This is a genomic window from Streptomyces kaniharaensis, assembly GCF_009569385.1.
Taxonomy (GTDB): Bacteria; Actinomycetota; Actinomycetes; order Streptomycetales; family Streptomycetaceae; genus Kitasatospora; species Kitasatospora kaniharaensis.
Genome location: NZ_WBOF01000003.1, coordinates 522,084 through 534,583, shown reverse-complemented (window position 1 = coordinate 534,583; position 12,500 = coordinate 522,084). Strand labels below are relative to the sequence as shown.

13 protein-coding genes are annotated in these 12,500 nt (G+C 72.5%); 7 read left to right on the top strand and 6 right to left on the bottom strand.

Going from position 1 to position 12,500, the window contains the following annotated elements; genetic code table 11:
* The first annotated feature begins 2 nt into the window (after window positions 1–2).
* The 4 genes from F7Q99_RS33635 (at window position 3) to F7Q99_RS33620 (ending at window position 2,555) form a co-directional block, all read left to right on the top strand.
* Window positions 3–218: an MbtH family protein gene (locus F7Q99_RS33635; protein ID WP_153468846.1), complete on the top strand. Its 216-nt coding sequence runs from the start codon at window positions 3–5 to the stop codon at window positions 216–218.
* Between the two features lie 10 nt (window positions 219–228).
* Window positions 229–1,506, top strand: a complete 1,278-nt coding sequence (locus F7Q99_RS33630; protein WP_326847444.1) for a cytochrome P450 family protein — start codon at window positions 229–231, stop codon at window positions 1,504–1,506.
* Between the two features lie 64 nt (window positions 1,507–1,570).
* A complete protein-coding gene (locus F7Q99_RS33625) occupies window positions 1,571–2,317 on the top strand; it encodes an SRPBCC family protein (protein WP_153468843.1) in 747 nt (248 codons plus the stop codon).
* A gap of 49 nt (window positions 2,318–2,366) precedes the next feature.
* A complete protein-coding gene (locus F7Q99_RS33620) occupies window positions 2,367–2,555 on the top strand; it encodes a hypothetical protein (protein ID WP_153468840.1) in 189 nt (62 codons plus the stop codon).
* On the opposite strand, the gene F7Q99_RS33615 is transcribed toward F7Q99_RS33620, so the two are convergent.
* From F7Q99_RS33615 to F7Q99_RS33595, 5 genes are read right to left on the bottom strand one after another with little or no spacing between them, the layout of a single operon-like run.
* Window positions 2,524–3,000, bottom strand: a complete 477-nt coding sequence (locus F7Q99_RS33615; protein WP_326847443.1) for an acyl-CoA thioesterase — start codon at window positions 2,998–3,000, stop codon at window positions 2,524–2,526. The genes F7Q99_RS33620 and F7Q99_RS33615 overlap by 32 nt on opposite strands.
* A gap of 4 nt (window positions 3,001–3,004) precedes the next feature.
* Window positions 3,005–5,386, bottom strand: a complete 2,382-nt coding sequence (locus F7Q99_RS33610) for a bifunctional salicylyl-CoA 5-hydroxylase/oxidoreductase (protein ID WP_195911381.1) — start codon at window positions 5,384–5,386, stop codon at window positions 3,005–3,007.
* 11 nt (window positions 5,387–5,397) lie between these two features.
* On the bottom strand, window positions 5,398–7,104 hold the full coding sequence (locus F7Q99_RS33605) for an AMP-binding protein (protein ID WP_153468837.1): 1,707 nt from the start codon (window positions 7,102–7,104) through the stop codon (window positions 5,398–5,400).
* A 48-nt stretch (window positions 7,105–7,152) separates the two neighbouring features.
* Window positions 7,153–8,043: an acyl-CoA thioesterase gene (locus tag F7Q99_RS33600; RefSeq protein ID WP_230211135.1), complete on the bottom strand. Its 891-nt coding sequence runs from the start codon at window positions 8,041–8,043 to the stop codon at window positions 7,153–7,155.
* The gene (locus F7Q99_RS33595) at window positions 8,040–8,522 is read right to left on the bottom strand and encodes a cupin domain-containing protein (protein ID WP_153468834.1); all 483 of its coding nucleotides are present in this window, start codon (window positions 8,520–8,522) and stop codon (window positions 8,040–8,042) included. The genes F7Q99_RS33600 and F7Q99_RS33595 overlap by 4 nt, the downstream gene beginning before the upstream one ends.
* 145 nt (window positions 8,523–8,667) lie before the next feature.
* Between F7Q99_RS33595 and F7Q99_RS33590 the strand changes: the two genes are divergently transcribed.
* The 3 genes from F7Q99_RS33590 to F7Q99_RS33580 all read left to right on the top strand — a co-directional run bounded on the left by F7Q99_RS33590 (window position 8,668) and on the right by F7Q99_RS33580 (window position 10,970).
* Window positions 8,668–9,084: a RidA family protein gene (locus F7Q99_RS33590; protein WP_153468830.1), complete on the top strand. Its 417-nt coding sequence runs from the start codon at window positions 8,668–8,670 to the stop codon at window positions 9,082–9,084.
* A 54-nt stretch (window positions 9,085–9,138) separates the two neighbouring features.
* Window positions 9,139–10,026, top strand: coding sequence for a fumarylacetoacetate hydrolase family protein (locus F7Q99_RS33585; RefSeq protein WP_153468828.1), 888 nt, complete (start codon window positions 9,139–9,141; stop codon window positions 10,024–10,026).
* 95 nt (window positions 10,027–10,121) lie between these two features.
* On the top strand, window positions 10,122–10,970 hold the full coding sequence (locus tag F7Q99_RS33580; RefSeq protein ID WP_326847442.1) for a PaaX family transcriptional regulator: 849 nt from the start codon (window positions 10,122–10,124) through the stop codon (window positions 10,968–10,970).
* Here F7Q99_RS33580 and F7Q99_RS33575 read toward each other — a convergent pair.
* Complete coding sequence (locus F7Q99_RS33575; RefSeq protein WP_153468825.1) at window positions 10,906–12,369, bottom strand: MFS transporter; 1,464 nt, start codon at window positions 12,367–12,369, stop codon at window positions 10,906–10,908. The genes F7Q99_RS33580 and F7Q99_RS33575 overlap by 65 nt on opposite strands.
* Window positions 12,370–12,500 lie beyond the last annotated feature (131 nt).

Genomic DNA, 12,500 nt, shown 5'->3' with positions numbered 1-12,500 from the left:
CCATGACCAACCCGTTCGACGACCAGGACGCCACCTTCCTCGTGCTCGTCAACCACGAGAACCAGCACTCGCTCTGGCCGCAGTTCGCCGACGTCCCCGCCGGCTGGACCGTCACCCACGGCCCCGACACGCACGCCTCCTGCCTGGAGTACGTCGAGCGGACCTGGACCGACATGCGGCCCAGGAGCCTCGCCGACGCCATGGACGCCCAGCGGTAGCGCGGCCGACGTGACCGACACCGACACCCTGGGCACCGACACCCTCGGCACCGACACCCCGGCCGACGCCCGCCCCGCCGCGGGCCCGGCCGGGCCCGGCGACCTCGCGGCGGCGCTGAACACGCCCGAAGTCCGCCGGGACCCGTACCCGTGCTACGCCCGCATGCGCCGCGAGAGCCCGGTCCACCGCAGCGACCAGGGCATCTGGTACCTCACCCGTTACGCCGACGTCGAGGCGGCCCTGGGCGACCTGCGGCTGTCCAACGACCGGGACCGGATGACCCGCGCCTTCGGCGGCCTGGGCGGCAACCTGAAGGCCCTCAGCCGGCTCACCGACCGGCTCGGCCGGGTGATGACCAACACCGACCCGCCGGACCACGCCCGGCTGCGGAAGCTGGCCAACCGGGCGTTCACCGCCCGGCGCATCGAGGCCCTGCGCGACGGCGTCCAGGCGATCGTCGACCGGCTGGTCGACCAGGCCGTCGCCGCCGGGCCGGCCATGGACCTGATCGAGGCCGTCGCCTCCCCGCTGCCGCTCGCCGTCGTCTGCGAGCTGTTCGGCATCCCGGCCGAGGACCGCCCGCAGGTCAAGAGCTGGTTCGGCCGTCTCGGCAAGCTGACCGAGGACATCGGCCTGGCCGAGGCGGCGATCGGCCAGTGCGAGGAGTACCTCGACCGGCTCGTGCGCCTGCGCCGGGCCGAGCCGGGCGACGACCTGATCAGCGCCCTGGTCGCCACGCAGGCACAGGACGACCGGTTCACCACCGCGGAACTCCTGTCCACCTGCTTTGTCCTCATCACCGCCGGCGACGAGACGACCACCCACCTGATCGGCAACAGCGCCCTCGCCCTGCTGCGCCACCCCGACCAGCTGGCCCGGCTGCGCGAGGACCCGGCGCTGATCCGCAGTGCCGTCGAGGAACTGGCCCGCTACGACACGCCGACCCAGGCGATCGTCCGGGTCGTCGCCGAGGACGTCCCGATCGGCGGGCGGACGCTGCGCGAGGGCGAGCTGGTGTACCTGTTCCTCGCGTCGACCAACCGCGACCCCGATCGCTTCGACGACCCCGACCGGCTCGACCTGGCGCGCACCGGCAACCGGCACCTGAGCTTCGGCAACGGCCCGCACTTCTGCCTGGGCGGCCCGCTGGCCAAGCTCCAGGCCGAGGTGGCCCTCGGCACGCTGGTCCGCCGGCTCCCGCACCTGCGGCTGTCCGACGAGACGACCCTCGAATGGCGGCCCAACCCACTGCAACGGCGGCTGAGCGCCCTCCCGCTCACCTTCTGACACACCTCACCTTCTGACACCTCATTCGACCAACGCCTCATCGACTGCAAAAGGAGAACCGACCATGGCCCGGGAGTTCCAGGTGCGCCGGGAGCAGAACCTGCCCGCCGCACCCGAGCAGGTCTGGCACGCGGTCGCCACCGGTGCCGGCAACCTCGGCTGGCTGTACCGCATGGAGATCGAGCCGCGCCTCGGCGGGGCCGTCTCCCGCGGCGGGGGCACCGTCGTGGAGTGGGAGCCGCCGCGGCACTTCGCCGCCAAGGTGACCAGGGACGACGGCTTCTCCAACACGCTCAGCTACCACATCGAGCGGCTCGACGGCGGAACGAGCCGGCTGCACATGGGGATCCACTGGGTGCACGAGGGCACGGTCGACGCGGGCTGGGACACCAGGGCGGACGCGGCCGAGAAGCACGTCGACTTCTACCAGCACAGCCTGGCCGAGTACCTGACGCACTTCGCCGGCCGCCCGGCCGTCTACGTCAAGGCCGACCGCCCCGAACCCACCGCCGACCCGGGCGAGTTCGCGGCCCTGCGCCGACGCCTCGGCCTCGCCGACGGCACGGCCGTCGGCGAGCGGCTCTCGCTCGACCTGCCGGGCGGGGACGGCGTGAACGGCAGCCGGGTGGACGTGGTCGTGGACTACCTCAGCCGCGACTTCGTCGGTCTGCGCGGCCGGGACGCGCTGTACCGGTTCTTCGACGGCAGCTCCTGGAACTGGCCGATCTGGGTGGGCCACCACCTGTTCGCCGAGAGCGCGGACGAGGAGAAGGCCGTCCGCGCGTGGGGCGCCTGGCTCAACGGCGCGTAGGCCCGCCGCCCTCCGCCCGCCGGGACGACCGACAACCGAAGGACCTCTGATGGAGACACTGCTCTACACCGCCGAACTGATTCAGGAAGGCGACACCTACACGCTCGTGGTGCAGGACCTGGTGCGGGACACGGTGCAGACCACCCCGGTCCCCAAGACCGCGGTGGACAGGCTTCCGGTCTTCCTGTCGGCGCTCACCGCCAAGCTCAACTCCGTACCGTCGCGCGGCCGCTGGTGACCGGCTCCGGGGCGGGCGTCAGGTGCGTGGCGAACTCCCTCCAGGCGGTGACCCATTCCTCCGGCCAGGGCGCGCTCTCGCGCCGGCCCCGGGGCACGTGGACGGCCACGTACCGGCCGGAGGCGGCGAGCTGCCGGGGGCCGCGGTCGGTCGGCTCGCCCCACACCTCGAACCGGAAGGTGACGGAGCTGGTCCCGACGCGCTCGACGGCGAGCACCGTCGTCACCTCCTGCCCGAACCACAACGGGGCCGTGAAGTCGGCCTCGTAGCGCACGCGCGGCGCGGCGCCGAAGTACCCGGTGACGCCGCACGCTCGCATGAGCTCGGCCTCCGCCGCCTCGACGTAGCGCACGACGGCGGTGTTGTGGTGGTGGCCGGCGGCGTCGGTGTCCATCCACTCGACGCGGCACCGGTGGACGGCGCGGGCGAGGCCCGTGCCGTCCACCGGCTCAGGCGACGGGGGCCGGCTCACGGGGCGGGGTCCAGCGCAGGTGGACGGCCTGGTCGGTGTCGTCGGCCCGGAGCAGGGTGAGCCGCGGCCGCACGGCGTCCGTCCGGGAGGTGGGCGGCTTGCGGCGCCCGGCCTGGAAGGGCAGGGGCCAGTCCGCCGCCGGGCCGCGGTAGTTCTGTTCGGCCGCGGCGTGCAGGGTCCAGTGCGGGTCGTAGAGGTGGGTGCGGCCGATCGCGCAGAGGTCGGCGCGTCCGGCCATGAGGATGGAGTTCACGTCGTCGTAGGAGGCGATGGCGCCCACCGCGATGACGGCGGTGCCGGTCGCGGCGGCGACCTCGTGGCGGATCCGGTCGGCGAACGGCGTCTGGTAGGAGCGGCCGTAGGCGGGGCGCTCGTCCTTGGTGACCTGGCCGGTGGAGACGTCGATGGCGTCGGCGCCGTGGGCGATGAAGGCGCGGGCGATCTCGACGGCGTCGTGTTCGGTGTTGCCGTCCGGCGCCCAGTCGGTGGCGGAGATCCGCACGCTCATGGGGCGCTCCGCGGGCCAGACGGCGCGGACGGCGTCGAAGACCTCCAGGGGGTAGCGGAGCCGGTTCTCCAGCGGGCCGCCGTACTCGTCGGTGCGGCGGTTCGTGAGGGGGGAGAGGAAGGAGGAGAGCAGGTAGCCGTGGGCGCAGTGGAGTTCGAGCAGGTCGAAGCCGGCCTGCGCGCCGCGCCGGGCGGTGGCGACGAACTCCGCGGTGATCCGGTCCAGGTCGGCCCGGGTGGCCTCGCGCGGGATCGCGGACGCGGGCCCGTAGGGCAACGCGGACGGGCCGAGCAGGTCCCAGTTGCCCTCCTCCAGCGGGTCGTCCATGCCCTCCCACATGAGCCGGGTCGAGCCCTTGCGGCCCGAGTGGCCGATCTGGAGGCCGATGCGGGCCGTGGTGTTCTCGTGGACGTAGGAGACGATCCGGCTCCAGGCGTCGCGCTGGGCGTCGGTCCACAGGCCGGTGCAGCCGGGGGTGATGCGGCCCTCGGGGGAGACGCAGACCATCTCGGTCATCACCAGCCCGGCGCCGCCCATCGCCTTCGAGCCGAGGTGGACGAGGTGGAGGTCGCCGGGCAGACCGTCGACGGCGGAGTACATGTCCATGGGGGAGACGACGACCCGGTTCTTCAGCTCCAACTGCCCGATCCGGAACGGCTGGAACATCGCCGGGACGACCTCGGCGGCGCCCTGGGCCTCGGCGAAGGCGGCGTCGACGCGGTCGGCGAACTGCGGGTCCCGGGTGCGCAGGTTGTCGTAGGTGATGCGGCGGGAGCGGGTCAGCAGGTTGAAGCAGAACTGGGTGGGCTCCTGGTGGACGTACATGCCGATGTTCTCGAACCACTCCAGCGACGCCTGGGCGGCCCGCTGGGTGGACTCGACGACCGGGCGCCGCTCCGTCTCGTAGGCGGCCAACGCCTCGTCCAGACTCGGGTGTTCGTGCAGGCAGGCGGCGAGCGCGAGGGCGTCCTCCATGGCCAGCTTGGTGCCGGAGCCGATGGAGAAGTGCGCGGTGTGCGCGGCGTCGCCGAGCAGGACGAGGTTGCCGTGGTGCCAGCGCTCGTTGCGGACGGTGCTGAAGTTGAGCCACTTCGAGTTGTTGGCGAGGAGGCGGTGGCCGTCGAGCTCCTCGGCGAACAGCTCGCGGATCCGCTCGACGGCAGGCTCGTCGGAGGCGCCCGGCGGGAGGTCGGCGCCCTCGGCGGTGTCGAAGCCGGCCCGCCGCCAGACGTCCTCGTGCATCTCCACGATGAAGGTGGAGCCGGTGGCGGAGTAGGGGTAGCCGTGGACCTGCATGGTCCCCCACTCGGTCTGCTTGACGAAGAACTGGAACGCCTCGAAGACCCGGTCGGTGCCGAGCCACATGTACTTGTTGCGGCGGGTGTCCACGGTGGGCCGGAAGACGTCCGCGTGCGCCTGCCGGACCTGGGAGTTGAGGCCGTCGCCGGCCACCACCAGGTCGTGGCCGGCGCGCAGGGCGGCGGCGTCGGGCGCGGGCGTGCCGAAGCGCAGGTCGACGCCGAGACCGCGGCAGCGCTCCTGGAGCAGGTGCAGCAGCTCCCGGCGGCTCATGGCGGCGAAGCCCTGCCCGCCGACGGTGTGGCTGCGGCCTCGGAAGTGGATGTCGATGTCCGTCCAGCGGGCGAAGCGCTCGGCCATGGCGGCGGCGAACTCGGGGTCGGCGTTCTCGATGCCGCCGAGCGTCTCGTCGGAGAAGACGACGCCGAACCCGAAGGTGACGTCCGGGGCGTTGCGCTCCCAGACGGTGACCTCGTGGGCCGGGTCGAGCTGCTTCATCAGCGCGGCGAGATAGAGGCCGCCCGGGCCACCGCCGACGATCGCGATTCTCACGGGAGTTCCTCTCACTGCTCGTCGGCGACGGTGTGTTCGTCGTCGGCGGTCTTCTCGTCGGTGACGGTCTTCTCGTCGGCGGTGATCTCTTCGTCCGTGACGAGCCGGCGGAGCACGAAGCGCTGCAGCTTGCCGCTGGTGTTGCGCGGCAGGGCCTCGCAGAACCGCACCTCGCGCGGGTACTTGTAGGGTGCCAGCACGTGTTTGACGTGGTCCTGGATCTCCCTGGCCTTGGCGGCGTCGCCCGGCACGCCGTCCCGCAGGACGACGAAGGCGCACACGATCGAGCCGCGTTCGGGGTCGGGTTTGGCGACGACGCCGGACTCGATCACGTCCGGGTGGGTGTCGATGGCGGCCTCGACCTCGGGGCCGCCGATGTTGTAGCCCGAGGAGACGATCATGGCGTCGGTGCGGGCCTGGTAGAAGAAGTAGCCGTCGCCGTCCCGGTAGAAGAGGTCGCCGGTGACGTTCCAGCCGTCCACCACGTAGTCGAACTGGCGCGGGTCGTCGAGGTAGCGGCAGCCGACCGGGCCGATCACCGCGAGCCGTCCGGGCTCGCCGGGGCCGAGCTCGCGGCCGTCGAGGTCGAGGATGGTGGCGCGGTAGCCGGGCAGGGGCCGGCCGGTGGCGCCGGGCCGGATGTCGTCGCCGGCGGCCGAGATGAAGATGTGCAGCAGTTCGGTGGCGCCGATCCCGTCGATGACGCGGAGTCCGAGCCGGTCGCGCAGCTGCTCCCACGTGGTCTGGGGCAGGTGCTCGCCGGCGGACACCGCGATCCGTAGCCGGGCGAGCCGGTGCTCGTGCCCGTCGCGCAGGATCGCCTTGTAGGCGGTGGGCGCGGTCGCCAGGACGGTGATGCCTTGGCGCTCGACGAGTTCGGCGAGCTGCGGCGGCGTCGCCGACTCGGTCAGCAGCGCGCAGGCGCCCGCGCGCAGCGGGAAGACGACGAGCATGCCGAGGCCGAAGGTGAAGGCGAGCGGTGCCGAGCAGGCGACGGTGTCGCCGGGGCCGAGGCCGAGCAGCGGGCGGCCGAAGGTGTGGTCGATGGAGAGCACGTCCCGGTGGAAGTGCATGGTGATCTTCGGGACGCCGGTGCTGCCGGACGTCGGTCCGAGCAGGGCGACGTCGTCGGCGGCGGTCGGGACGTTGGTGAACTCGCCCGACTTCGCGGCGGCGCGGGCGACGAGGTCGTCCGGGCCGAGGCCGCCGTGGGTGATGACCGCCATGGACGGGAGGCTGCTGTTCCGGGCGGTCTCGATCTCCTCGGTGAAGCGGTGGTCGACGAGGGCGACCGAGGGCCTGGTCCGCTCGACGATCGGGGCCAGCTCCCGGGCGCGCAGCGCGGCCATGGTGGTCACGGCCACGCCGCCCGCCTTCAGCACTCCGAGCCAGGCCGCCACCGCCCACGGGTTGTTCGGCGAGCGCAGCAGCACGCGCTGGCCGGGGACGAGGCCCAGGTCCTCGGTCAGTACCTGGGCGACCTGGTTGGCCCGGCATCGCAGGAGTCCGTAGGACCAGGTCTCCCCGTCCGGTGTGCGCAGGGCGGGGAGGTCGGGGCCGTGCTCGTGCACGGGGCGGTCTATCAGCTCGGTGGCCGCGTTGAGCCGGTCCGGGTACTGGAGTTCGGGGGTGGTGAACTCGATCGTCGGCCACAGTTCGGCCGGGGGCAGGTGGTCGCGGGTGAAGGTGTCCAGGTGGGCCGACGGTGAGAGGGACATCGGGGGAGTCCTTCCAGGAGCTCGCGGGGCGCGTACGGCCCGGCGAGGTCAGGCGGTGCGGATCATGCCCTCCTGGGCCACGGTGGCGAGGTGCCGACGGTCGCGGGTGAAGAAGCGCCCGGTGCCGAGGCCTCGACCGGAGTCGGCGGCGACCGCCTCCTGGACGTAGAGCAGCCAGTCGTCCAGCGGCCCGGGCCGATGGAACCACATGGCGTGGTCGAGGCTCGCCGTGACCAGCCCGGGCCGCGCCCACGGCAGGCCGAGCACGCGCAGGACCGGCTCCAGGATGGTGTAGTCGCACACGTAGGCGAGGGCGGCCTGGTCCCGCTGCGCGTCGCTCAGGCCCTCGACGGGTCGCAGGCGGTCGAAGGGTCGGAGCCACACCGCCTGGTGCGGCGTCTGCTTGCCCTCGACGGTCAGGTAGAGCGGGCCGGGCACATGACGCATGTCGAAGCTGCGGCCGCCCGACCAGTAGGCCTTCGAGGCGTCGGTCATCGTGCCGCCGCTGCGCCCCGCGAGGTACTCGGCGGAGCTGGGCAGGCTCTCGGGGTCGGGGACGTCGTCCTCGAAGGCGGCGTGGAAGCCGCCGCCCGCCTCTCCGGCCGCGAAGTTGGCCAGGCAGACGTACAGCGGCTTGCCGTTCTGGTAGCCGCGCACCTGCCGGGTGCTGTAGCCGCGCCCGTCGCGCAGCACCTCGACCTCGTATCGGACGGCGGCACCGATGTCGGCCGGGCGGAGGAAGTAACTGTGCATCGAGTGCAGGGACTTGCCGTCCGTCACCGAGCGGATGGCCGCGGCCGCCGCCTGGGCGACGAGGTCGCCGCCGTACGCCTTGGGCCACGGGCAGGGCTGGGTGGTGGCGGTGAAGGCGAGGTCGAAGTGCTCGGGCTCGGCGGGGGTGAGGGTGACGGCCGAGGTGAACACGGAGGAGGTGGTCAACGGTCCGTCCAGTCGCGAAGGTCGGCGTCGGCGACGTCCGGCAGGTTGACGACGATGTTCTCGGGTGTGCGGGTGGTCATCCACACCAGCCGCTCGGTGCGCGAGAGGTTGCACTCGATGTGGGGCATGAAGGGCGGCACGAAGACCCAGTCGCCCTCCTCCATGTCGATGTAGTCCTCGAACCGCTCGCCGAAGTAGATGCGCCCGCGGCCCTCCAGGACGTACCCGCCGGTCTCGGCCTCGCCGTGGTGGTGGGTCACCGAGCGGTAGCCGGGTTCGTTGCTGACCTTGCCGAACCAGAGCCGGCGGGCCGGGGTGTGCTGGATGCTGACGCCGGAGATCCGGACGGCCCCGCCGGAGTCGGCGGTGCTCGGATCCTCCAGGCCGCGGCGGGTGACGACGGGGGCGACCAGACCGCTCGGCAGGCGGTACATCGAGTTGTCGCCCTCGAGCTGGTACTTGCTGAGATCGGGTTCCATGCGGACGGCTCCGTTTCGTGGGGCGGACGTCGACGCGATCGGTATCTCGTTTTTTTCACGACCGTCATCTACTGTCAATACACCTCGCCAAGACACCCGCTCGACCGGGGCGACCCGGTCCGGCGCAGCCCCGACCGGAGGTGGCATGACGCCCGTCGCCGTGAACCCGAGCTCCCTTCCCGCACCGAGCGGCTACTCGCACGGCACGCTGGCCGGGAACACCCTCCACCTCGGCGGTCAGACCGCCCTCGACGCCGACATGCGGATCGTCCCGGGCGGCATCGTCGAACAGTTCCGCCAGGCCTTCGGCAACCTCCTGGCCACGCTGCGCGAGGTGGGCGGCGAGCCGCAGGACCTGGTCAGCGTCACCATCTACCTCACCGACATCCCCGACTACCAGGCCCACGGCAAGGAGATCGGCAAGGTCTGGCGCGAGCTGGCGGGCCCGGTCTACCCGGCGATGGCCGGTATCGGCTGCACGGCGCTGTGGCAGCCCGAGGCGCTGATCGAGATCCTTGGTGTGGCCGTGATCCCGGACGAGCGCCTGGTGCGGCCCGCCTGAACCGATCATTCCCGACGCACCCAACGAAGGCGACCCCAACGAAGGCGTGAAGGCATGAAACTCGCAGCTCTCACGATCGACGGCGCCCGGCGGACCGGCGCCCTCGTCGAGGCCGACGCGGCGGTGGCGCTGCTGCCCGAGCCGCTCGGCACCGTCGACGACCTCGTCCGCGGCGGCCCGGACGCCCTGGCGGCGGTACGGGCCGCGCTGGCGGAAGCCCCGTCGGTCAAGCTCGCGGACGTCCGGCTGGAAGCGCCCCTCCAGCGCTTCAACCGCGACATCCTCTGCACCGGCTGGAACTACTGGGACCACTTCGAGGAGTCCCGCGGCAAGCGCGGCGGGCAGGACCCGGCCGACCGCCCCACCCGTCCGACCTTCTTCACCAAGGGCCCGGACACCGTCATCGGCCCGGCCGACGACATCGCCTACGACCCCGCCCTCTCCGCCCAGTGGGACTACGAGGCCGAGATCGCCCTGGTCATCGGTCGCGACGGCCGGTCGATCCCGGAGTCCGAGGCCCTGCGCCACGTCTTCGGCTACCTCGTCGCCAACGACGTCTCCCAGCGCGACCTCCAGCGGGCGCACGGCGGGCAGTGGCTCAAGGGCAAGAGCATCGACGCCACCATGCCGCTCGGCCCCTGGCTCACCACCGCCGACGAGGTGCCCGATCCCGGCTGCCTCCAGGTGCAGTGCGAGGTCAACGGCGAGCTGCGGCAGGACGCGTCCAGCGCCCAGATGGCCTTCCCGATCGCCCGGCTCATCGCCGAGCTGAGCCAGGGCATGACCCTGCGCGCCGGGGACGTCCTGCTCACCGGCACACCGAGCGGCATCGGCAGCGCGCGCGATCCGCAGATCTTCCTGCGTGACGGCGACCTCGTCGTCACCCGGGTCGGCGGCCTCGGCGAGCTGCGCAACCGGGTCGTACGGACGTCGCTGCTGTGATCGGGTGAACGGGAGAGACGATAGGCTGCCCGGCGATTGGCATGATCGACATGGCGATCGACACCACCCGGTCCGAGGCGAGGAGAACCACACACGTGACGGCCGGGCATGAGGAGTCTCCAGGGGCCGGCCGCGACGCCCGGCACGGCCCGCTGATCATCACCAGCTTCGGCCTCTACGCGCGGGGCGAGGAGAACTGGCTCTCCGTCGCGTCGGTGGTCCGGCTCATGGGCGACCTCGGGGTCGAGCCGCAGGCCGTCCGGTCCTCGATCCACCGCCTCAAGCGGCGCGGGGTGCTGGCGAGCGATCGGCACGCGGGCGCGGCCGGCTACTCCCTCGTGCCGTCGGTGCTGGAGACGCTCGCCGAGGGCGACGTCCGGATCTTCGAGCGCGTCCGAGCCGGCGCCGAGGACGGCTGGATCGTGGTGATCTTCTCCGTCCCCGAGTCCGAGCGGCAGAAGCGCCACGAGTTGCGGACCAGCCTGACCCGCCTCGGCTTCGGCACCGCCGCGCCCGGCGTCTGGGTCGCCCCCGGCAACCTGGCCGCCGAGACGCGCCGGACCCTGGACCGCCGCGGGCTCTCCGCCTACGTCGACATCTTCAGCGGCGAGCACTACGCCTTCGGCGACCTGCGCTCGAAGGTGCGCAGCTGGTGGGACCTCGCCGAACTCACCGAGCTGTACGGGGAGTTCATCGCCCGCTACCGCCCGGTGCTGGACAAGGTGAAGGCCTCCGGCGTCACCCCGCTGGAGGCCTTCCAGGTCTACGTCCCGATGCTCACCCAGTGGCGCCGCCTCCCGTACCGCGACCCGGGCCTGCCGCTGTCGCTGCTTCCCGAGGACTGGAACGGTGTCAGTGCCGGCGCCCTGTTCGACGAGCTCAACGTGACGCTGAGTACGGGCGCACGGGAACACGCGCTCGCGGTGATCCACGCCGAGCGGTGACGTCCTGCGCCGGCGTAGTTCGCCGGGGCCCGGCCAGTCCGACCAGGACACCGACGGCGGAGAGCCCGACGCCCACCCACAGGGCCGAGGTGAAGCCGTCGACGAACACGCCGGGCGTGGCGTACGCACCGGGCCGGGCGAACACGGAGGCCAGGACGGCCACGCCGAACACACCGCCGAGTTCGCGCATCGCGCTGTTCGTCCCGGCGGCCATCCCGACGTCCTCGCCGTCGACGGACGCCACCACCTCGTTGGCCACGGTCGGGAACACCAGCGAGGTGCCGATCCCGGCGACGGCCAGGGCGATCCCCAACTCGGCGAAGCCAAGGCCCGGTTGGGCGATGGCCGCCACCCAGGCGAGTCCGCAGGCCTGGAGCAGGAGACCGCCCACGATGAACGGCCGGTTCCCGTACCGGTCGGCCAGGCGCCCGGCGAGCGGTGCCACGACCATCGGCGCCGCGGTCCAGGCCAGCAGCCGCAGGCCCGCCTGCATCGGCGTGAGGCCCTGGGCCGTCTGGAAGAACTGCGCCATCAGGAAGAGCGCCCCGAACAGCCCGGCGTAGAGGAAGAAGCTGACGCCGTTGGCGGCCGAGAAGCCGCGGCGGCGGAACATCGTCAGCGGCAGCATCGGTGCCGGGGCCCGCCGCTCCCACCACAGGAACGCGCCCACGAGGGCCGCGCCCGCGATCAGCGACCCGACGACTTCGGCGCTGCCCCAGCCCACCGTGTTCGCGCGGACCAGCCCCCAGGTGATCCCGAAAAACCCGGCCCCCGCCAGGAGCAGCCCGGGCACGTCGAGGTGCGGACGAGGACCGAAGCTCTCGCGCAGGCGGGTCAGCGCGAGCGGGATCAGAGCGAGCCCGATCGGCACGTTCAGCCAGAAGATCCAGTGCCAGCTGATCCCCTGGACGACCGCGCCGCCGACCACCGGCCCGGCCGCCACCGCCAGCCCGGCGATGCCGCCCCACAGACCGATCGCCATGCCGCGCTTGCCGGCCGGGAACGCCTCGCTGATCAGGGTCAGGGTCAGCGGCATCACGAGGGCCGCCCCCGCGCCCTGCACCGCCCGGGCGGCGACCAGCGCGCCGACCGTCGGGGAGAGCGCCGCGGCGGCCGAGGCCGCGGTGAACACGGCCAGGCCGACGCCGTACATCCGCCGCCGGCCGAAGCGGTCGCCCAGCGCCGCGCCGGTGAGCAGCGAGCAGGCGAAGCACAGGTTGTACGCGTTGACCGTCCACTCCAGGTCGGTGAGGCCGCCGTGCAGCGACACCCGCAGGACGGGCAGCGCCGTGGTGACGACCAGGGTGTCGAGGGCGGTCATGAAGACGCCCAGCGAGGCCAGGACCAGGGTCCAGGCCTGGCGCGTCGGCCGTGCCGCCGCGCCGGTCTCGGTAGCCATGGCGGATGGCACCTCCTCGGTTGGCTTCCACGGGTGAGACGTACGGGGTCGGCCCGGATGGACACCGATGGCCGGTCCTCAGCGGGCGGCGCAGGATGAGTCCATCGGGGCCCGTCCCGTTCGTCCCACTG

Excerpts from the sequence above, each read along its gene's own strand:
- F7Q99_RS33620 (WP_153468840.1), top strand. The coding sequence starts at position 2,367 with ATGGAGACACTGCTCTACACCGCCGAACTGATTCAGGAAGGCGACACC.
- F7Q99_RS33585 (WP_153468828.1), top strand. The coding sequence starts at position 9,139 with ATGAAACTCGCAGCTCTCACGATCGACGGCGCCCGGCGGACCGGCGCC.
- F7Q99_RS33595 (WP_153468834.1), bottom strand. The coding sequence starts at position 8,522 with ATGGAACCCGATCTCAGCAAGTACCAGCTCGAGGGCGACAACTCGATG.
- F7Q99_RS33625 (WP_153468843.1), top strand. The coding sequence starts at position 1,571 with ATGGCCCGGGAGTTCCAGGTGCGCCGGGAGCAGAACCTGCCCGCCGCA.
- F7Q99_RS33635 (WP_153468846.1), top strand. The coding sequence starts at position 3 with ATGACCAACCCGTTCGACGACCAGGACGCCACCTTCCTCGTGCTCGTC.
- F7Q99_RS33590 (WP_153468830.1), top strand. The coding sequence starts at position 8,668 with ATGACGCCCGTCGCCGTGAACCCGAGCTCCCTTCCCGCACCGAGCGGC.
- F7Q99_RS33605 (WP_153468837.1), bottom strand. The coding sequence starts at position 7,104 with ATGTCCCTCTCACCGTCGGCCCACCTGGACACCTTCACCCGCGACCAC.
- F7Q99_RS33575 (WP_153468825.1), bottom strand. The coding sequence starts at position 12,369 with ATGGCTACCGAGACCGGCGCGGCGGCACGGCCGACGCGCCAGGCCTGG.